A 20,397-nucleotide genomic window follows, 5' to 3' on the forward strand; every position below is an offset into this window, starting at 1 on the left:
CAAAATCAGCGGGCACGCACCGGCGGCATCACCACCCTGTCGAGGCGGCAGCTGCGGCGGTCGATCTCGGGACAGGCGCGGAAGGCGAGATCCTTGCCCATGCAGATGCGCACCTCGCGCAGGAAGCGCCGGTCGCAGGTCACCGCGACCGAAGCGGCCGACATCTGAGGATTGGACTGCAGGAAGGCACGCTCGGCCTGATCGGGCGACAGCGTGCGGTAGCTCTCCAGGCTCTTGAATTCCTTTGGAATTTCGATCTTCTCGCGGGCCGCCCGCAGCACCTTGAAATAGTCGTCCTGACCGAGCCCGCTGCAGCTGCCGTGCTTGCGCCACTGGTGGCGGATCAGGCCGGCCGAGGGTATCAGGTCGTAGAGGCTGCGCAGCCTGTCGCTCGAAACGTCGCTGTTGCCGGTCGGGCAGCTCTCGGGAAAGCCGCGCTCATATTGCGGCCACAGCCCATGCACGACGAAGCCATAGGGGCGGCCGGCGCGGCATTGCTGGCCATTGGCCTGCTCGCCCTCGGCCTCGCAATAGCTCGGCGACCAGGACAGAGCCAGGACGTAGAAGTCGAAGCCCTCGCCGCGCGGGACGACCGCGGCCGCCTGCTTGGTTTCGGTCGATGTCTTGTCGGAGGGCTGCGACTGCTCGGCCGGCGCACAGGCGGCCAACAAGGCAAAGGCCGCACTTGTCAGCGCGACCTTCAGGACGTTGCGGATCATGTCAGCCGAGCCGGCCTCAGCGCAGGACGCGGCAGCGGCCGTTATAGACATACCAGCGGTCGAAGCCCGAGACGCAGAACTCGACATTGTCGCCGATCGAGGCAAAGCCCATGCCTTCCTCGATCAGGTACCAGATGTCGCGGTCGGCGCCGTCAGAAAGAACCACGGTCGCGCCGCAATAACGGCGGCCGATCGGATGGCTCTCATCAGCCGGCTCGTAGCGGTGTTCGTGGATGCGCTGGAAATCGGTGATGGCGACCTGCGGCAGGTTCGGCACGTGGCGAACCTGGTAGCTGAAGCGGCTGGTGATGCGGTTGAGCACCGCCGCATTGCCGCAGATGCCCGGATCGGAATAGTCGGCGCCGACCGAAAGGTCGGCTGCCTGCGCAGAGCCTGCGCCCGACAGGGCCGCTCCGAGGCCGATCATAACGGCAAAGATGGTGCTGGCGACGCGACTCATGGTTCCCACTCCAAGGCTTGTGTCGCCCAGTTTGCGGTTTCGCCGCCTTGCGGTCAAGCAGCCGCGGCTTCACCAGCCAGCCACTCGACCGACCAGCGTGCGCCGGGCCCTTCGGCCAGCAGCTTGCCGAGCGCCTGCAGCATGGTCTTAAGCTCGGCCTCCAGCTGGTAGGGCGGGTTGACCACCACCATGCCGGTGCCGTCGAGCCTGGGCTCGGCCGAGGGCTGCCGGATGTAGAATTCGATGTCCATGATCTTGGGGATGGCAGCGTCGGCGAGCGCTGTGCGGAACGCCGCCACCGCCTTGCGGTCCTTGACCGGATACCACAAGGCGAAGATGCCGCCCGGCCAGCGCCGGTGCGCCTTCTTCAGCCCGTCGACCAGCCGGTCGAACTCGCCGCCGATCTCGAAGGGCGGATCGACGAGCACCAGGCCGCGCTTTTCCTTGGGCGGCAGATGCGCGCCCAGCGCCAGCCAGCCGTCGAGCTCGGTGACGCGGGTCTGGAAGTCGCCTTCGAACTGCTGGGCCAGCGTCCTTGCGTCCTCGGGGTGCAGTTCGATCGCCGACAGGCGGTCCTGCTTGCGCATGAGATGCCGCGCGATGACCGGCGAGCCGGGATAGCGTTCGATCCGGCCCTCGGCATTGACCGCCCTGACGGCGTCGAGATAGGGCGCCAGCAATGCGGCGGCATCGACAGGCAATTGGGCCTCGATCAGGCGGCCGATGCCGTCATGCCATTCGCCTGTCTTTTCGGCCTCTGCCGATCCGAGGTCGTAGAGCCCGATGCCGGCATGGGTGTCGATGACGCGAAACGCCTTGTCCTTGCGCTTGAGATATTCGACCAGCCGGGCGAGCACGGCGTGCTTGACCACGTCGGCAAAATTCCCGGCATGATAGGCGTGGCGATAGTTCATGACTTGTCGGCGTCCCTGCCCCAGCGCGGCGCAGGCTGCCGAGAATTTGGCTGCTGCGAATTGGGCGGCTGGGAATTGGGATTGTCGGGCCGGCTGTCCTTTTTGCGGCGCAGCGACAGCACCAGGCCGACGAAGCCTATGGCCATCAGCGACAATCCGATCGGCTGGGCGCGCTCGTCGACCTCGAGGCCGCCCGAACGCAATATGAGATCGACGCGCTGGATCTGGATGTTGTCGGCATCGCCCTGCTCGATGACGAAGCGATAGCTCCCCGGCTGGACTTCGCGGATCAGCCCGGCATCGTCGCGGAACACCGGGTCGGGCAGTTGCGGGCTGCGCTCGCGCGGGGTGGTGTCGTAAAAATTCAGCGCCTCGGCCAGCACGGTCTGGCCGCGCGTCGAGGCGGTGATGGTCAGCACGGCACTTGCCGGATTGACCTGCGGCGGCGCCAGCGTGGTCAGATCCACCAGCACGCGCACCGGCGCATCGCTCGACGCCAGCGCGACCTCGACCGGGCGATATCCCCCTGACCGGTCATAGGCGCGGTAGGTGCCGATCTCGCGACCGGCAAAATTGGTCGCCGCCCAGGGATAGAGGATGCCGAGGCCGGTGCCGGCAAGCAGGATGATCAGAAACAGGAACCGCATGACGCTCGAAACTCTATGTCGCTCGAAACTCTGTGTCGCTTGGAAGTCTATGCCGCCTGGAAGTCGGGCCGGAAACAGCAATCGCCCCTGACGGACGACGCTCCCCTACTACGGCTTTTGCGCCATGCCGGAAAGACCGGGCCGGCCATTGCCGGCAACTTCCCGTTCCAGCGGCATGTCGAGGCCGAAGGTCCTGCCAAACTCTAGGAATGCACCGACCGCAGCCACATGGGGAAAGTCGCGCCGCAATTGCGCGTCATCGACAACAGTCACCGCCGAGGCGGCCCTGGCATAGCCTGCAGTCGGTCCAATGGGCTTGGCAGGACGCGGCGGCCGTTTCGGTGCACAGCGTCGTTCCGTTGCGCAACGGATCAGGCCTTGCGCTCCCAACGCTTGTCGGCGCCCTGCTGCCAGTAGGTGACCGCGTGGCCGGCTGATTTCATCGTCTTCCAGTGCTCCCTTGCGCCTTCGAGCTGGGCCGCGTCATGGCCGTCGAACAGGAACACCGCCCGCTGGTAGGGGGTGATGTCGGGCGGCACGGCACCGTCGACGAGGAAACGGATCTCGGCGGCGTTGGGATTGTCCTCCGTCACCGTCAGCACCACCGGCTGGTCGGCGGCGTGCGCCTCGCGGTCGCTGCCATGGGCAAGAAACGAATCGTCGCGGAAGGTCCACAGATGCTGGTCGAGCGCGTCGCGGCGCTCTTCGCTGCCACACTGCACCACTGCCTTCCAGCCACGCTGCAGACTGCGCTCGAGCAGGCCCGGCAAGGCATCCTCGAGGGTCGATTCGGTCAGGTGGTAGAAAAGGACTTCAGCCATGAGGCAATGCTATGCCCCAATTCCAGTCGCGGGTGAAGCTTCCCAGGCAACCGCGCTGACGAGGCGCGGTTGCCTGGGCTTCGGCCTCAGCCTTCGTAGTGGTCGCGTACCAGCCTGTCTAGCAGCCGCACGCCGTAGCCCGAACCCCAGGACTGGTTGATCTCGTTGGTCGGCGAGCCCATGGCGGTGCCGGCGATGTCGAGATGCGCCCAGGGCGTTTCCTTGACGAAACGCTGCAGGAACTGCGCCGCCGTGATCGAGCCGCCATAACGGCCGCCGATGTTCTTCATGTCGGCATTCTTGGAATCGATCAGCTTGTCGTATTCCGAGCCGAGCGGCATGCGCCACAGCTTCTCCTGCGTCGCCGTGCCGGCGGCGGTCAGGCGCTCGGCAAGCTCGTCATTGTTGGAGAACAGGCCGGCATGGCTCTGGCCGAGCGCCACCATGATCGCCCCGGTCAGCGTCGCCAGATTGACCATGAATTTCGGCTCGAAACGCTGGTTGCAGTACCACAGCGCATCGGCCAGCACGAGGCGGCCCTCGGCGTCGGTGTTGAGCACTTCGATGGTCTGGCCCGACATCGAGGTGACGATGTCGCCCGGACGCTGGGCGTTGCCGTCGACCATGTTCTCGACAATGCCTATGATGCCGACGACATTGACCTTGGCCTTGCGTGCGGCGAGCGCCTGCATCAGCCCGGTGACGGCGGCGGCGCCGCCCATGTCGCCCTTCATGTCTTCCATGCCGGCGGCCGGCTTGATCGAGATGCCGCCCGAATCGAACGTCACGCCCTTGCCGACGAAGGCGACAGGCTTGTCCTTGGCCTTGCCGCCGTTCCACTGCATGACCGCCAGACGCGGCGGACGCACCGAACCCTGGGCGACGCCGAGCAGCGAGCCCATGCCGAGCTTCTTCATTTCCTTCTCGGTCAGGATCTCGACCTTGACGCCGAGCTTCTCGAGTTCCTTGGCCTGGGCGGCGAACTCGACCGGGCCGAGGATATTGGCCGGCTCGTTGACCAGGTCGCGGGCAAGCAGCACGCCGCCGACGACAGCCTCGGCGTCGGCAAAGGCCTTCCTGGCGGCAGCCGGATCGGCGCAATGGATGGTGATCTTGGCCGGCTTCCGGTCGTCGGCCTTGCCGTCGCCCTTGCTGTCGGAATTGTCCTTCTTGGTCTTGTATTTGTCGAAGCTGTAGCTCCTGAGCAGGATGCCCGAAGCAATGCCCGCCGCGGCCGCGCCATCGGCATCGACATCGGGAATGTCGAGGATGACGGCCACTTCGGTCGCCTTGCGCAGCTGTGCTGCAATGACGCCGCCGAGCTTCAGCCAGGCATATTCGTCGAGCGACGCCGCCTTGCCGGTGCCGATCGCGACAAGCCTGTCGATATCAGTGCCAGCGGGCGCCAGGACCTCGACGACGCCTGCGAACTTGCCTTTGAAATCGGCGACGGGAAAAGCCCGATCGAGCGCCTTGGCCGGATCGTTGGCGCGTGCCGCATCGCTCAGCCCGCCCTCGTCGGCGGAAAAGACGATGACGGTGCCCTTCTTGGGCGTGCCCGGCTTGGCAAAACTGATCGACGGCTTAGAAGTCATGATATCCCGCTTTCGGATCCCGTTCAGATGGTGCGCGACATTTCGTCGTTTTCACCGGTTTGGCAAGCCTCCCGTCATCTTCCCCCGATATGATTAAAGCTGAAAACTGTTCGGAAACCTTGCGTTAACCACCTCTGTTGGGCGTTTCTTAGCCAATGGCGACGAGACTTGGCAGTGCGGGAGACAGTGTTGGCGGTGTTGACGGCAGTTGTGCCGGCATGCCTTGGACTATAGCTTAGAGACCCACCGGCCAAGCGACGTCAGTCGGCCGGCCAAGTCGGAAACACGGAATCCTGATCATCGATGAAGGTTGTTGAGCGCTACATTCTGCGTCGTGCGTTCGCGGTTTTCATCGCGGCGTTGACGTGGACATTGGCGATCGTCTGGACCACCCAGGTCCTCGGACGCATCGACCTCGTCACCGACAGCGGCCAGTCGGCGCTGACCTTCTTCGAGGTCGCGGCCCTGATCCTGCCGACCGTCATTCCCATCGTCGTGCCGTTTGCCGTGATCATCGCGGTGGCGCTGACGCTGAGCACCATGAACAGCGATTCCGAGCTGGTGATCCTCAATGCCGCCGGCGCCTCGCGGCTCACCGTGATCCGGCCGATTCTCATCCTCGCGGTGTGCGCCGCGATGTTCTCCTTCATCGTCGACAACGTCGCCAACCCGATGGCGCGCCAGCGCAACCGCGAGCTGATCGCGACGTCGCGCGCCGACCTTCTGTCGCTGATCATCCAGGAAGGCACCTTCCGCAAGGTCGACGACGGCCTGTTCGTGCAGGTCGGCGAGCGCCTTCCCAATGGCGGGCTGGGCGGCATCTTCGTCGCCGATTCGCGCGAGCCCAATGTCGACCTCGTCTATTATGCCAAGGACGGCTCGTTCATCGAACGCAACAAGAAGCAGATGCTGGTGATGAATGAAGGCGTCATTCACCGCAAGGCGCCGGGCGGCGAAGTCTCGGTCATCAGCTTCGACTCCTATGCCTTTGATCTCAGTGAGTTTTCCGCTGCCGCCAACGAAGTCACCATGCAGCCGAAGGACCGCTCGACGTCCTATCTGATGCAGCCGCAGCACGACGACAAATTCTACCAGCGCAACCCGCGCCTGTTCGACGCCGAGCTCAACCGCCGCTTCTCCGACTGGCTCTATTCGATCGCCTTCGCCTTCATCGCACTTGCCGTTGCCGGCGATGCGCGCTCGCACCGCGAGGCCCGGATCCACCCGCTTGTGACGACGGTGACGATCGCCCTGTTCTTCCGCTGGCTCGGCTTCTTCGCCAACAGCAAGGCAGAGGCTGCGGCCTGGATCGGCTATGTCGTCTATGCGATTCCCATCGGCGCCTCGCTGTTTGCCCTGTGGTTCATCCGCAGCCACCGCGCCCTCGAACTGCCGGTCTCGGTCGCCGATCGCCTGGCGGCGACAGCGGCACGGCTGCGCGACGGCTTCGCCGCATTCCGCCAGCGCCTCACCGGCCGTGCTTCCGGCCAGGGAGCGGCATGATGGGCTGGACGCTTGGCCGCTATTTCCTCATTCGCTACGCCGTCATCACGACGTGGTTCTTCATCGGCATCTATGCGCTGATCTTCATCATCGACGTCACCGAATTCTCGAGCAATGTCGGCGGCCTGCCGGGCTTCAGGTTTTCGATCGCCATGACGGTTTCGGCCCTGCGCGTGCCGATGATCATGCAGCAGACGGTGCCGTTCGTGGCGCTGTTCAGCGCCATGGCGACACTGGTTTCGCTCAACCGGCGCTACGAGCTTGTCATTGTGCGCGCCGCCGGCATCTCGGCCTGGCAGTTCCTGTTGCCCTGCTGCATCGGCGCGCTGCTGTTCGGCCTTGTGACCGTCGGCATCCTAAACCCGATCGCGGCCTACGGCTTCTCGCATTCCGAGACCATCGAATCCGAGCTGCGCTCACGCCAGTCCAATTCGGTCTCGGCGTTTTCGGCGCCCTGGCTGCGCCAGAAGGCAGGTGGCACCGAAGTCATCATCGGCGCCCGCGCCGTGCTCAACCAGGGTCTCGAGCTGTCTGACGCGGTGTTCTTCGTCTTCGACGACAAGGGCGACATGGTCGAACGCAAGGACGCCGAGCGCGCCTATCTGCGTGACGGCCACTGGGAACTGGTCAACGTCCGCAGCATGAAGGGGGGCCAGAATTTCACCTCCCAGCCGGTCGATCAGGTGCCCACCAATCTGAAGCCTGAGTTCGTCCAGGAACGGCTGGCGCGGCCCGAAACGATTCCCTTCTTCGAGCTGCCTTCGAAGATCGAAGTGGCGCGTTCCTTCGGCCTCCGGGCCAACGCATTCGCCATGCAATTTCATTCACTTGTCGCCCTGCCCTTCCTTTTGGTTGCAATGACGCTCATTGCTGCAACAGTGTCGATGCGATTTGCACGTATGGGGCAGTCTGCAACGATGATTTTGGGTGGCGTCGTCGCCGGCTTTCTGCTTTATGTCGTTTCGGTTCTGGTCAAAGCATTTGGCAATGCGGGATTCGTGCCGACTTATATTGCGGCATGGTTTCCAGTAGTGGTCGCAATGTTTTTCGGGGTGACTTTCCTGCTCTACAAAGAGGACGGTTAGGTGAGGGGCGCAATGGCCAACCGCAGGGCCCATATGGCAGGCCTTCTGGGCGCGACTGCGCTTGCGTGCCTGTTTGCGGTCGCGCTGCCGTCCGCACCTGCTTTCGCACAGACTGTCGCCGACCTCGCACCCAGCGTGCCCGAAGGCGCGCAGATGCTGCTCGAGGCGGACACGCTCGTCTATGACAACGACGCCAGCACCGTGACTGCGGTGGGCGGCGTGCAGATCGACTATGCCGGCAACCGACTCGTCGCCCAGCGCGTCACCTATGACCGCAAGACGTCGCGGCTGGTCGCCAGCGGCAATGTCGAGGTCGTCAATTCGGACGGCACCAAGATCTTCTCGCAGGAGATCGACATCACCGACGACTTCGCCGACGGCTTCGTCAACACGCTGCGCATCGAGACCGTCGACAAGACCTATTTCGCCGCCGAAAGCGCCAAGCGCGAAGGCGGCTTCCTGACGACGTTCAACAACGGCGTCTACACCGCCTGCGAACCGTGCGAGCAGAAGCCCGACAAGGCGCCGATCTGGCGCGTCAAGGCGCAGAAGATCATCTGGAACGGCCAGAAGAAGACGGTGCGCTTCGAGAATTCGAACTTCGAGTTCTTCGGCTTCCCGATCGCCTTCCTGCCGGCCTTCGAGATTGCCGACCCGACGGTCAAGCGCAAGAGCGGCTTCCTGATGCCCGGCGTCAGCTACAAGAGCGAGCTCGGCGTCGGCGTTTCGATCCCCTATTACTTCGCACTTTCGCCGACCTATGATCTCACCATCAAGGGCACCGGCTACACCCGCCAGGGTTTCCTCGGCGAGGCCGAGTGGCGCCAGCGCTTCAACAATGGCGAATACAGCCTGAAGATCGCCGGCATCCACCAGATGAACCCGGACAAGTTCGACGCCAATACCGTCGACCGCGGACCGGCCGGCGACGAGAACAAGCTGCGCGGCATGGTCGGCACCAAGGGTCATTTCGACCTCAATCCGCGCTGGGCCTTCGGCTGGAACATCCTTGCCCAGTCGGACAAGAATTTCTCGCGCACCTACGGCATCAATGGTTTCTCCGACAGCACGCACCGCTCGGAAGCCTACCTGACCGGCCTCAACGACCGTAACTATTTCGACTTGCGCGCCATGCGCTTCCAGGTCCAGGAAGAAGCGCTCGACAGCGATCCCAATGCCCGCGCCGACAAGCAGCCCTGGGTGCTGCCGTCGCTCGACTATGCCTATATCCCCGACACGCCGGTGGCCGGCGGCGAGCTCTCCTTCGACCTCAACGCCCGCGTCATCCAGCGCTCGGATCTCGATGCAAATATCACGGCGCCGAACGGGCCTACGGTCCACGGCATCGAAGGCACCTCGAGCCGCATCACCGCCGAAGCCGAGTGGAAGCGGACCGTCATCACCGATGGCGGCCTGCTGGTAACGCCCCTGCTCGCCTTCCGCGCCGACGGCAGCTATGTCGATGCCTCTGCCGCCTCGCTTGCCGCCATCAACACCATGGCCACCGACCCCAGGATCAACGTCGCCGAGGACGTGCGCTCGTCGCTGTTCCGCTACATGGCGACGCTTGGCCTCGAGCTGCGCTGGCCGGTGCTGTTCTCGTCGACCAGCTCGACCCATGTGCTCGAGCCGATGGCCCAGATCTTCGCCCGTCCGAGCGAAAGCCACATCAGCGGCCTCGGCATCCCCAATGAGGATGCGCAGAGCTTCGTCTTCGACGCGGCCTCGCTGTTCGAGCGCGACAAGTTCTCCGGCTACGACCGCATGGAAGGCGGCACCCGCGCCAATCTCGGCCTGCGCTATTCCGGCAGCTTCAACAATGGCTGGACCACCAATGCGCTTGTCGGCCAGTCCTACCACCTTGCCGGCGACAACTCCTTCGCCGCACCCGATCTCGTCAATGCCGGCTCCTATTCCGGCCTTGAGACCGACACGTCGGATTACGTCGCGCTGGCCGGCCTCGCCAGCCCGAACGGCTTCTCGGCTTCGGTCAGCGGCCGCTTCGATGAGCGCACCTTCGATGTTCGCCGCGCCGAGATGAAGGTCGGGCTCGATGCGCGTCCGCTCGCCGTATCGGCGCGTTACGCCTTCATCCAGGCGCAGCCGCTCTATGGCTTTGCCGACGACCGCCACGAAGTGACCCTCGGCGCCACGGCCCGCTTCAACGACGAATGGCGCGTCTTCGGCTCCGGCACCTACGACATCAAGGGCGATCTGCTGGTCAAGAACGGCGTCGGCTTCGCTTATGACGACGAGTGCTTCACCTACATGATGTCCTATTCCGAGAGCCGCGATCACAACAAGCCGGACGACGTCTCGCGCACCGTCGGCTTCAACATCTCGTTCCGCACGATCGGCGACTTCGGCAACGCGACGAGCGCCTTCTAAGGCAGTGACGGGACGGCGGCGGGGGCGGCCTGACATCGTTTTGCCGCATAACGCAGCCAATGACGGGGCACGTATCCGGGCAATGTCCGGATCTGGGGTTTGAACGGGACTTATTTCTATGCGGAAGCACCTCTTTTCGGCAGGCCTTGCCCTGCTCGTGGCGGCGACGTCGCTTTCGATCACCGCCTACGCACCTCCGGCTCAGGCAAGCGAGATCAAGTACATCGTCAACGATGTGCCGATCACCAGCTACGACATCCAGCGCCGGGCGGCTTTCCTCAAGCTGCAGAAGCGCAAGGGTGATGCCGGCCAGGAAATGATCGAGCAGACGCTGCGCGTCGCCGAGATGAAGCGGCTCAACATCCGCATCTCCGACAAGCAGGTCAACGAAGCCTATGCGCGCTTTGCCGGTTCCAACAAGCTGAAGCCGGCGCAGATGGACCAGATCCTGGGCCAGGCCGGCGTGACATCAAGCCACTTCAAGGACTATATCCGCGCCCAGATGGGCTGGAACCAGGCGCTCGGCGCCCGCTTCCGCTCGGCTGACGGCGGCGGCGGCATGTCGACCGAGCAGGACGCGGTGCGCCGCATGCTGCAGCAGGGCGGCGTCAAGCCGAGCGCCACCGAATACATGCTGCAGCAGGTGATCTTCGTCGTCCCCGCTTCCGAGCGCGGCACGATCGGCAAGCGCAAGCGCGAGGCGGATGCGCTGCGCGGCCGCTTCAATGGCTGCGAACAGACGCGTGAATTCGCCAAGGGCCTGCTCGACGTCACCGTGCGCGACCTCGGCCGTGTCATCGCCCCGCAGCTGCCGCCCGAATGGGCGGAAGACATCAAGAAGCTCAAGGCCGGCGCTGCTACGCCGGTGCGCGAGACAGACCGCGGCGTCGAGTTCATCGGCGTCTGCAGCTCGCGCGAAGTCTCCGACGACAAGGTCGCCCAGATGGTGTTCCAGGCCGAGGGTGCCGGCAAGGGCGGCGATGCCAAGACCGAAGAGCTCAACAAGAAGTACATCGAAGAGCTGCGGGCCAAGGCCCGCATCGTCACCCGCTAGGCCGTGGCTTTCCATAGCCTGCCACTGGCGCTGACGTCGGGCGATCCCTCGGGCATTGGCCCGGAAATCGCTGTCGCCGCCTGGCGGCAGCGCGCCAAGGCCGGGGTGCCGCCCTTCTATCTGCTCGCCGACCCGAAGCTGATTGCCGCGCGTGCGCGCGCCCTGGACGTCGACGTCGCCATCGTCGAGACCGATGCCGCCGGTGCTGCCAACGTCTTCGCCGATGCCCTGCCCGTGGTTCCGCTCGCGGCAGCCGCGATCGACACGCCGGGCCAGCCCGACAAGGCCAATGCCGCCGGCATCATCGAGGCGATCGACCGCGCCGTGACCGACACCTTCGAGGGCCGGGCTGCTGCCGTCGTCACCTGCCCGATCGCCAAGAAGCCGCTCTATGACGCCGGCTTCCGCTTTCCCGGCCATACCGAATATCTCGCTCATCTCGCAACCGAGCGGAACGGCATCGACACCACCCCTGTCATGATGCTGGCCGGGCCGGAACTGCGCGCCGTGCCTGTCACCATCCACATCGCGCTGGCAGAGGTTCCGAAGGCACTCACCACCAGTGCCATCGTCGCGACCGTGCGCATCACCGCGCGTGACCTGCGCGCCCGCTTCGGCATCGCCAGGCCGCGCATCGCCGTGTCGGGCCTCAACCCGCATGCCGGCGAAGGCGGGGCCATGGGCCACGAGGAGGAGCGCGTCATCCGCCCTGCCATCGAGGCGCTCAAGGCGGAAGGCATCGATGCCTTCGGCCCCCTGCCCGCCGACACCATGTTCCATGCCCGGGCACGCGCCGGCTATGATGCTGCGATCTGCATGTATCACGACCAGGCGCTGATCCCGGCCAAGGCGCTCGCCTTCGACGAGACGGTCAACGTCACGCTCGGCCTGCCCTTCGTGCGCACCTCGCCCGACCACGGCACCGCCTTCGACATATCAGGCAAAGGCATCGCCCGGCCCGACAGCCTGATCGCCGCGCTGAAGCTGGCCAGGCTGCTGGCAGACATCGAGGCCAAGCCGGCATGAGCAGCACGACCAGCATCGACGGCCTGCCGCCGCTTCGCGACGTCATCGAGCGCCATGGCCTGCAGGCCAAGAAGGCGCTCGGCCAGAACTTCCTGCTCGACCTCAACCTCACCGGCAAGGTGGCACGCGCCGCCGGCGACCTGACCGGCGTCACCGTCATCGAGGTCGGCCCCGGCCCCGGCGGCCTGACGCGGGCGCTGTTGATGCATGGCGCCAAGCGGGTCATCGCCATCGAGCGCGACGAGCGCTGCCTGGCTGCCCTTTCCGAGGTTTCCGATCATTATCCGGGGCGGCTCGACGTGGTGTCGGGCGATGCGCTGAAGACCGATTTCGCAAGCCTCGCCAATGGCGAGCCGGTCAAGATCGTCGCCAACCTGCCCTACAATATCGGCACCGAGCTTCTGGTGCGCTGGCTGACCGTCGAGGCCTGGCCGCCCTTCTACCAGTCGCTGACGCTGATGTTCCAGCGCGAGGTCGCCGAGCGCATCGTGGCAAAGCCTGCCAGTTCCGCCTTTGGCCGGCTCGGCGTGCTGGCGGGCTGGCGCACCGATGCCCGCATCGCCTTCGACGTGCCGCCGCAGGCCTTTACGCCGCCGCCCAAGGTGACCTCGTCGGTGATCCATCTGGAGCCGCGCCGGGAGCCGCTCGCAGCCGATGTGAAGATGCTGGGCCGCGTCACCGAGGCGGCCTTCGGCCAGCGCCGCAAGATGCTGCGCCAGAGCCTGAAAAGCATGGGCGGCGAAAAGCTGCTGGAAGCCGTCGGCATCGACCCGACCCGCCGCGCCGAAACGCTCAGCGTCGAGGAATTCGTCGCGCTGGCAAAGGCTGTGTGAAGGCAGACTGACCAGGCTGCCGTCTGCGGAGCACCGTCCGGCGCCGGGTACCGGGCTGCTCCAATGACGGCAGATGGCAACTGTGCTCAAGCGCAGCAAGCAAGTGCTCTTTCTTCCGCCCTCTCCGCATTCCTCACCTTCACGGCATGGATCCTAGGGTCGCCGCGACGGAGCTGCGCTCCTGCTTCGCCCTAGGATGACGAAGGCATGGGGTTCGCGTCCAATCTCCAAGGTTGGCGCTTGGCAGATTTTCGAGTGCTTGGCGGTTGTGGAGCTGGCCTTCGGCAGGCTTCAACATTGGCTGCCCCTCATCTCGCAGCCACTGCAGAGGATACCGGAGCAAGAGCGACGCCGCCATCCTTCGTCATTCTAGGGCGGAGCAGGAGCGAAGCGACGCGGAGACCCTAGGATCCATGCCGTGACATTACCGCTGGGCTCAAGCGGTCAAGAACGCGTCTGCACCCGTATCACGCCCCTCACCCTCATGGCATGGATTCCACCTGAGAAACTGAAGCTGTTCTGTGGCGAGGCCTTCCGAGAAACCTCAGAGCTTCTCGTCGAGCAGTTTCGAAACGAAGTCGAACAGGCCGGGCCGGCGGTCGCGGCGCAGGCGTTCGGCGGCGACGATGGCGCGCACTTCGGCGAAGGCGCGGTTGAGGTCTTCGTTGATCACGACATAGTCGTATTCGCCCCAGTGCTCGATCTCGTCACGGGCGTTCTTCAGCCGCGTCTCGATCACCGCGTCCTGGTCCTCGGCGCGGCGCTTGAGACGGGCCTTCAGCTCGCCCATCGACGGCGGCAGGATGAAGATCGAGACGATGTCGCCGCGCATCTTTTCCTTGAGCTGCTTGGCGCCCTGCCAGTCGATGTCGAACAGCATGTCGCGGCCCTGCGACATGGCGAGTTCGACCGGCTCGCGCGGCGTCGCATAGAAATTGCCATGCACCTCGGCCCATTCGAGCAGCGCGTCATTGTCGCGCAGCAGCTCGAATTCGCGCTTGCTGGTGAAGTGGTAATGGGCGCCGTCGATCTCGCTGCCGCGGCGCGGACGGGTGGTGACGCTGACCGACAGCTTCAGCTCCGGATCGGTTTCGATCAGGTTGCGCGAGATGGTCGACTTGCCTGCGCCCGACGGCGACGACAAGACCAGCATCAAGCCGCGCCGCTTGATGACGATGGATGGGGCCTCGGCGCTCATGCGCTACTCCAGATTCTGAACTTGCTCGCGGAACTGATCGACGACGGCCTTCAGTTCCAGCCCGATGGCGGTCACTGCGGCGGCATTCGACTTCGAACACAGCGTATTCGATTCGCGGTTGAATTCCTGCGCCAGAAAATCGAGCTTCCGGCCGATCGCGCCGCCGCCGGCGAGCAGCGCCCGCCCGGAGGCGACATGGGTCTTCAGCCGGTCGATCTCCTCGCGGATGTCGGCCTTGGTGGCGAGGAACGCCGCTTCCATGTTGAGCCGCGTCTCGTCGAGCGCGGGTGAGGCCTCGAGCAGCAGCCGCACCTGTTCGGCCAGGCGCTGGCGGATCTGCGCCGGCTCGCGCGAGGGGTCCGCTTCCGCCTGCAAGGTCAGCGTCTCGATGGTTGCGATATGATCCGACAGCAGCGACCGCAGCGCCTCGCCCTCGGCCTTGCGTGCCTCGACGAGCCCGGCGAGGCCCTTTTCCAGGCCATTCATGATCACCGCGTCGATCGCTGCCCGCTGCTCTTCGGTCTCGACGGTTTCGGGCAGGTCGAACACGCCGCGCAGCGCCAGCAACCCGTCGGCGCTGGCAGGGGCTGCGCCATATTGCTTGACCAGGCGCGTGGCGAGCTCAGCGACGTCGCGCAGGAACACTTCGTTGATGACCGGCTGCACCATCGCGCCGGCCATGCGGCTGACGGTCAGCGTCGCCTGCACGTTGCCGCGCGAAAAGCGCTTCTGGATGGCTTGCCTGACCGCCGGTTCGAGCCGCTCGAAGCCCTGCGGCAGGCGCAGGCGCACGTCGACGCTCTTGCCGTTGACCGACTTCACTTCCCAGGCGATCGCCGTCCCGTCGTGCTCGGCGGCCACGCGGGCGAAGCCTGTCATGCTCTGAAGGGTCATCTGCGCAGCGCGTTCCTGTCTTACGGCGTGCCTTGCCCCTGGAACGGTGCAAGGCAGCCTGTTCCTACTTCTTGACGGCGTTGGTAGTGGCCGCGTCCTTCTTGGCCGGATCGGCCTCGCCTGCCGCCTTCTCGTCCTCGACGACCTTGCGCTGGAAGGCGCGCCAGCGGGCGACGTTCTCGTTGTGCTCGTCCAGCGTCTCGGCAAAGACATGCCCACCCGAACCGTCGGCAACGAAATAGAGGTCCTTGGTCTTCGATGGATTGGCGACGGCCTCGAGCGAAGCCTTGCCCGGATTGGCGATCGGCGTCGGCGGCAGGCCCTTGATGGTGTAGGTGTTGTAGGGCGTCGGCTTGTCGATGTCGGAGCGATAGATCGGCCGGTCGGCCGGCTTACCCTTGCCGCCGAAGATGCCGTAGATGATCGTCGGATCGGACTGCAGCCGCATGCCCTTGTTGAGGCGGTTGATGAACACCGCAGCCACGCGCGAGCGCTCGTCGCCGCGCGCCGTTTCCTTCTCGACGATCGAGGCCAGCGTCACGAACTCGTTGACGTCGGCGAGCGGCAGGTCGGGCGAGCGCCGGGCCCAGATGGTCTCGACCAGTTCCTTCTGGTCGGCCAGCATCTTGTTGACGATCTGCTGCCGCGTCAGGCCGCGGGTGAAGCGCTGGGTGTCGGCGGCAAGCGCGCCCTCGGGCGGCATCTCGGCCGGCATGTCGCCGCTCAATGCTTCCTGCTCGGCAATGCGTTTCCACGCCTGCTCGACGGTCAGCCCCTCGGGGATGGTCAGCGAATATTGCACCGACTTGCCGCTCTTCAAGAGCTCCATGATGTCCTGCATCGACGCACCGGCCTGGATCTCGTATTCTCCGGCCTTGAGCGCGCCGTCATTGCCATAGGCACGCACGCCCATGCGGAAGATGCGCGCGTCGCTGATCAGGCCGCGCCGCTCGAGCTGGTCGGCGATGTCGGCCACGCCGGTGCTCGGCTTGACGAGGAAGGTCGCCGGCACCGTCGACGGGCCCGCGCCGCCAAATTCCTGCTTGCCGAAATAGAGGGCGGCACCGCCGGCGAGGATGGCCAGCACCGCCGTCGACATCATGAAATTGAGGAACACGACGATCTGGTTGCGCGAGGCGCGCGAACGCTTGGCGGGCGGCGGCGTGCCGGCTTCCGGCCGCAACGCTTCCTGCGCGGTCTTTGGAACGATCGGATTGGCCGGTGCGGCGCGTGGTGCGCCCTCTCCCTGCCCTGGCGTATTGATGCTCATCTTGCCTCGCCTTTGCGTCGAATCCCCGCCGGGAGACTAGGCTTGAATGTGGCAAAAATCACGGCAAAGGGCCCGTAACGGGCCCCTTCCCACAACCTATCAGCCGTTGAAGCGCTGGAATACCAGCGAGGCGTTGGTGCCGCCGAAGCCGAAGGAGTTTGACAAAGCGACGTCGACCTGCCGCTTGCGCGGCTTGTTCGGCACCAGATCGATGGCCGTCTCGCGCTCGGGATTGTCGAGATTGATCGTCGCCGGCACGATGTTGTCGCGGATGGCGAGGATCGAGAAGATCGCCTCGGCAGCACCGGCAGCCCCCAGGAGATGGCCGATCGACGACTTGGTCGACGACATCGACACCTTGGAGGCGGCGTCGCCGACAAGACGCTCGACAGCGCCGAGCTCGATCGTGTCGGCCATGGTCGAGGTGCCATGGGCGTTGATGTAGTCGATGTCGGCAGGCGTCAGCTTGGCGCGCTTGAGGGCGGCCGTCATGCAGCGGAAGGCGCCATCGCCATCCTCGGCGGGTGCGGTGATGTGATGGGCATCGCCGGTCAGGCCGTAGCCGACCACTTCTGCGTAGATTTTCGCGCCGCGTGCCTTGGCATGCTCGAGCTCTTCGAGCACGACGACGCCGGCACCCTCGCCCATGACGAAGCCGTCACGGTCGCGGTCATAGGGGCGCGACGCCTTTTCCGGATCGTCGTTGCGATCAGTCGAGAGCGCCTTGCAGGCGGCAAAGCCGGCCAGCGACAGGCGCGTTACCGGTGCCTCGGCGCCGCCGGCCACCATCACGTCGGCATCGCCGAACATGATCAGGCGGGCCGCATCGCCAATGGCGTGCGCGCCGGTCGAGCAGGCGGTGACCACGGCGTGGTTCGGGCCCTTGAGCCCGTGCCGGATCGACACCTGGCCGGAAACCAGATTGATGATCTGGCCTGGAATGAAGAAGGGGCTGATGCGGCGCGGGCCGCGCTCCTTGAGGATCAGGGCGTTCTCGGCGATGCCGTCAATGCCGCCGATGCCCGAGCCGATCATGACGCCGGTCGAATTCTGTTCGTCCGGCGTCTTTGGCTGCCAACCGGAATCCTTCAATGCCTCGTCGGCGGCCGCGATCCCGTACAGGATGAAGTCGCCGATCTTGCGCAGTTCCTTGGGTTCAAGGACCGCTTCGGGATTGAAGCTGTTGTTGGAGCCGTCGCCGCGAGGGATGACATTGGCGATCTTGCAGGCGAGGTCGTCGACCTCGAACTCCGTGATCCGCCGGGCTGCGCTGCGGCCGGAAAGAAGCTCTTTCCAGCCGTGCTCGTAGCCCATGCCGAACGGTGAAAGCAGGCCAAGGCCTGTGACGACCACACGCCTCATCGCAGGCATCCCTGACAATTCGCGATCGCTCAGGCCGAAGCCTTGTCGATGTACTTCACGGCGTCGCCAACGGTGAGGATGGTCTCGGCCGCGTCGTCGGGGATCTCGACGCCGAATTCTTCTTCGAAAGCCATGACGAGCTCGACCGTGTCGAGGCTGTCCGCGCCCAGATCGTCGATGAAGCTCGCAGCTTCCGTCACCTTGTCGGCGTCGACGCCAAGATGTTCAATGACGATCTTCTTGACGCGCTCTGCGGTGTCACTCATGTGGGCATCCTCAGTCTGGTGTTGTTAGGTCTTCGTTAGCGGGCGGATTGCCGCTAATCAAGCTGTAATCTACGCTTTCCCAAGCGCTCGGGCGGCGGTCGGGTTTCGTCCTGGCCACCTGATGGAGCGCGGCAATACACGAAAAATTCACCGCGTCCAAGGCAAAAGGGCCGGTTATCCCGGCCAATCGCCCAATCAGATCCCAAATCAGATCCCAAATCAGATCATCGCCATGCCGCCATTGACGTGGATTGTCTGGCCGGTGACGTAGGCCGCTTCGTCGGAAGCGAGATAGGCGACCGCCGAGGCAACTTCCTTGCCGGTGCCCATGCGCTTGGCCGGGATCGCGGCCATGATCGCCTCTTTCTGCTTGTCGTTGAGCTTCTCGGTCATCGCCGATTCGATGAAGCCGGGTGCGACGCAGTTGACGGTGATGTTGCGGGTGGCGATCTCCTGGGCCAGCGACTTGGAGAAGCCGATCATGCCGGCCTTGGAGGCGCAGTAGTTGGTCTGGCCGGGGTTGCCGGTCACGCCGACGACCGAGGTGATGTTGATGATGCGGCCATGACGGCGGCGCATCATCGGATGCGTCAGCTCGCGCGTCAGGCGGAACATCGCCGTCAGGTTGATCTCGATGACCTGGTCCCAGTCGGCATCCGACATGCGCACGAACAGGCCGTCCTTGGTGATGCCGGCATTGTTGACCAGGATGTCGACCCCTTCGAGTTCGGCCTCGGCCTTCTGGCCCAGCGCCTTGACCTCGTCGCGGTCGGCGAGATTGGCCGGGAACAGCTTGACGCGGTCGCCGAGTTCGCCGGCTAGCGCCTCGAGCTTTTCGATGCGGGTGCCGTGCAGGCCGACAATGGCGCCCTGCTTGTGCAGGATGCGGGCGATTTCTTCGCCGATGCCGCCGGATGCACCGGTGACGAGTGCCTTGCGGCCGGTCAGATCGAGCATGTTGCTACCTTCCTTGAAGAGCGCACCCTTCACACGGGTGGGGTCGTTTGAATTGCTCAGTCGCCTGCTTGGTTCGGGGCGCCTGCTTGGTTCGGGGCGCCTGCTTGGTTCGGGCGCCTGATTGGTCCAGGCCTGATGGGTTCGGGCGCCTGATTGGTTCGGCGCCTGAATGGTTCAGGCGAGCGCGGCGATGGCCGCGTCGATGTCGGCCGGGTTGTTGACGGCAGCCGTCGCGATTTCCTTGTTGATGCGGCGAGCGAGGCCCGACAGCACCTTGCCGGCGCCCACTTCATAAAGCGTGGTGATGCCGTTGTTGCCGAACCACTCGACCGTCTCGCGCCAGCGCACCTGGCCGGTGACCTGCTCGACGAGGCGGGCGGCGATCTCCTCGGGGTCGGTGATCGGCTTGACGGTGACATTGGCAACCACCGGCACGACCGGGACGTTCTTCTTCACGCCGGCCAGCGCCTCGCGCATCTTTTCCGCCGCCGGCGCCATCAGCGCCGAATGGAAGGGGGCGGAGACCTGCAGCATCAGCGCGCGCTTGGCGCCCTTTGCGGTGCAAAGGGCTGCGGCACGCTCGACCGCCGCCTTCTCGCCCGAGATGACCAGCTGGCCGCCGCCATTGTCGTTGGCGATCTGGCAGACCGAGCCTTGTGCCGCCTCAGCGCAGGCGGCGTCGACGTCGCCCTGCTCGAGGCCGATGATCGCAGCCATGGCGCCCAGGCCTGCCGGCACGGCGGCCTGCATGGCGTTGCCGCGGATGCGCAGCAGGCGGGCGGCGTCGGCGACCGAAACAAAACCTGCGGCGGCAAGCGCCGAATATTCGCCGAGCGAGTGGCCGGCGACATAGGCGACCTTGTCCTTGAGCGACAGGCCGCGCGATTCAAGCGCCCGGAACGCGGCCATCGACACCGCCATCAGCGCCGGCTGGGCATTGGCGGTCAGCGTCAGCGTCTCCTCGGGTCCTTCCCAGATCAGCCTGGACAGCTTTTCACCGAGCGCATCGTCGACTTCCTCGAAGACGCGGCGTGCCTCTGGAAAGGCATCGGCGAGTTCCTTGCCCATGCCGACGGCCTGGCTGCCCTGCCCGGGAAAAGTGAATGCAACGGCCATGTTGGTCTCCTGGCTACTTGCCGCATCGGCCCGGACCGGAATCGGTTTTTCGGGGTCGACGGGCAGACATATCACGCGGCGCGCCACCGGACGTCCTGGAACCAGCCGCGCGCCATATCGTTGTGCCTCTGGCGCAATGGATACCGCGAAGTCAAGTCTTGAGGGCTTTGGGACCCCAATGGGGCAAATAATCACAGAGAATTAATGCCAAATACGTTTTGTTTGCCCCCTCCTTCTCAATTTTGCCATATGCGCTAGGTTTTCGATGACAGTTTCGTGACGGTTGCGT

The 20,397-nt window shown here is 64.9% G+C and carries 20 protein-coding genes; 6 read left to right on the plus strand and 14 right to left on the minus strand.

Annotation, left to right across the window (positions count from 1 at the left end; all coding sequences use genetic code 11):
* Positions 1 to 5: 5 nt before the first annotated feature.
* From DY201_RS20660 to DY201_RS20685, 7 genes are all read right to left on the minus strand, one after another.
* Positions 6 to 719 (minus strand): ribonuclease T2 family protein, encoded by a 714-nt coding sequence (locus DY201_RS20660; protein ID WP_115733901.1) that lies wholly within the window; start codon positions 717 to 719, stop codon positions 6 to 8.
* Positions 720 to 735: 16 nt separating this feature from the next.
* A complete protein-coding gene (locus DY201_RS20665; RefSeq protein ID WP_115732835.1) occupies positions 736 to 1,179 on the minus strand; it encodes a hypothetical protein in 444 nt (147 codons plus the stop codon).
* A 53-nt stretch (positions 1,180 to 1,232) separates the two neighbouring features.
* Positions 1,233 to 2,093, minus strand: a complete 861-nt coding sequence (locus DY201_RS20670; protein ID WP_115732836.1) for a 23S rRNA (adenine(2030)-N(6))-methyltransferase RlmJ — start codon at positions 2,091 to 2,093, stop codon at positions 1,233 to 1,235.
* A complete protein-coding gene (locus DY201_RS20675) occupies positions 2,090 to 2,740 on the minus strand; it encodes a hypothetical protein (protein ID WP_115732837.1) in 651 nt (216 codons plus the stop codon). Before DY201_RS20675 ends, DY201_RS20670 begins: the two co-directional genes overlap by 4 nt.
* 108 nt (positions 2,741 to 2,848) lie before the next feature.
* Positions 2,849 to 3,013 (minus strand): hypothetical protein, encoded by a 165-nt coding sequence (locus DY201_RS29155; protein ID WP_165915785.1) that lies wholly within the window; start codon positions 3,011 to 3,013, stop codon positions 2,849 to 2,851.
* A gap of 98 nt (positions 3,014 to 3,111) precedes the next feature.
* Positions 3,112 to 3,561 (minus strand): DNA polymerase III subunit chi, encoded by a 450-nt coding sequence (locus DY201_RS20680; protein ID WP_115732838.1) that lies wholly within the window; start codon positions 3,559 to 3,561, stop codon positions 3,112 to 3,114.
* An 86-nt stretch (positions 3,562 to 3,647) separates the two neighbouring features.
* On the minus strand, positions 3,648 to 5,156 hold the full coding sequence (locus DY201_RS20685; protein ID WP_115732839.1) for a leucyl aminopeptidase: 1,509 nt from the start codon (positions 5,154 to 5,156) through the stop codon (positions 3,648 to 3,650).
* A gap of 303 nt (positions 5,157 to 5,459) precedes the next feature.
* On the opposite strand from DY201_RS20685, the gene lptF reads away from it, so the two are divergent.
* From lptF to rsmA, 6 genes are all read left to right on the plus strand, one after another.
* A complete protein-coding gene (gene lptF / locus DY201_RS20690; protein WP_115732840.1) occupies positions 5,460 to 6,659 on the plus strand; it encodes an LPS export ABC transporter permease LptF in 1,200 nt (399 codons plus the stop codon).
* Positions 6,656 to 7,744: an LPS export ABC transporter permease LptG gene (gene lptG, locus DY201_RS20695; protein WP_172582940.1), complete on the plus strand. Its 1,089-nt coding sequence runs from the start codon at positions 6,656 to 6,658 to the stop codon at positions 7,742 to 7,744. The genes lptF and lptG overlap by 4 nt, the downstream gene beginning before the upstream one ends.
* Positions 7,745 to 7,756: 12 nt before the next feature.
* Positions 7,757 to 10,132 (plus strand): LPS-assembly protein LptD, encoded by a 2,376-nt coding sequence (locus DY201_RS20700; protein WP_115733902.1) that lies wholly within the window; start codon positions 7,757 to 7,759, stop codon positions 10,130 to 10,132.
* Between the two features lie 118 nt (positions 10,133 to 10,250).
* On the plus strand, positions 10,251 to 11,186 hold the full coding sequence (locus DY201_RS20705) for a peptidylprolyl isomerase (protein WP_115732842.1): 936 nt from the start codon (positions 10,251 to 10,253) through the stop codon (positions 11,184 to 11,186).
* Between the two features lie 3 nt (positions 11,187 to 11,189).
* The gene (gene pdxA / locus DY201_RS20710; protein WP_115732843.1) at positions 11,190 to 12,212 is read left to right on the plus strand and encodes a 4-hydroxythreonine-4-phosphate dehydrogenase PdxA; all 1,023 of its coding nucleotides are present in this window, start codon (positions 11,190 to 11,192) and stop codon (positions 12,210 to 12,212) included.
* Positions 12,209 to 13,045: a 16S rRNA (adenine(1518)-N(6)/adenine(1519)-N(6))-dimethyltransferase RsmA gene (gene rsmA, locus DY201_RS20715; RefSeq protein ID WP_115732844.1), complete on the plus strand. Its 837-nt coding sequence runs from the start codon at positions 12,209 to 12,211 to the stop codon at positions 13,043 to 13,045. The genes pdxA and rsmA overlap by 4 nt, the downstream gene beginning before the upstream one ends.
* A gap of 544 nt (positions 13,046 to 13,589) precedes the next feature.
* On the opposite strand, the gene gmk is transcribed toward rsmA, so the two are convergent.
* The 7 genes from gmk to fabD all read right to left on the minus strand — a co-directional run bounded on the left by gmk (position 13,590) and on the right by fabD (position 20,108).
* Positions 13,590 to 14,243, minus strand: coding sequence for a guanylate kinase (gmk, locus tag DY201_RS20720; RefSeq protein ID WP_115732845.1), 654 nt, complete (start codon positions 14,241 to 14,243; stop codon positions 13,590 to 13,592).
* A gap of 3 nt (positions 14,244 to 14,246) precedes the next feature.
* Complete coding sequence (locus DY201_RS20725; protein WP_115732846.1) at positions 14,247 to 15,137, minus strand: YicC/YloC family endoribonuclease; 891 nt, start codon at positions 15,135 to 15,137, stop codon at positions 14,247 to 14,249.
* 64 nt (positions 15,138 to 15,201) lie between these two features.
* Entirely contained in the window at positions 15,202 to 16,407 is a 1,206-nt protein-coding gene (gene mltG, locus DY201_RS20730; protein WP_115732847.1) for an endolytic transglycosylase MltG, read from the minus strand.
* Between the two features lie 99 nt (positions 16,408 to 16,506).
* The gene (gene fabF / locus DY201_RS20735) at positions 16,507 to 17,769 is read right to left on the minus strand and encodes a beta-ketoacyl-ACP synthase II (RefSeq protein WP_115732848.1); all 1,263 of its coding nucleotides are present in this window, start codon (positions 17,767 to 17,769) and stop codon (positions 16,507 to 16,509) included.
* Between the two features lie 29 nt (positions 17,770 to 17,798).
* Positions 17,799 to 18,035: an acyl carrier protein gene (locus tag DY201_RS20740; RefSeq protein ID WP_055978681.1), complete on the minus strand. Its 237-nt coding sequence runs from the start codon at positions 18,033 to 18,035 to the stop codon at positions 17,799 to 17,801.
* A gap of 219 nt (positions 18,036 to 18,254) precedes the next feature.
* Entirely contained in the window at positions 18,255 to 18,992 is a 738-nt protein-coding gene (gene fabG, locus DY201_RS20745) for a 3-oxoacyl-[acyl-carrier-protein] reductase (RefSeq protein WP_115733903.1), read from the minus strand.
* Between the two features lie 174 nt (positions 18,993 to 19,166).
* Complete coding sequence (gene fabD, locus DY201_RS20750) at positions 19,167 to 20,108, minus strand: ACP S-malonyltransferase (protein WP_115733904.1); 942 nt, start codon at positions 20,106 to 20,108, stop codon at positions 19,167 to 19,169.
* Between the last annotated feature and the right edge of the window lie 289 nt (positions 20,109 to 20,397).

This window comes from Aminobacter aminovorans (assembly GCF_900445235.1).
Classification (GTDB): Bacteria; Pseudomonadota; Alphaproteobacteria; order Rhizobiales; family Rhizobiaceae; genus Aminobacter; species Aminobacter aminovorans.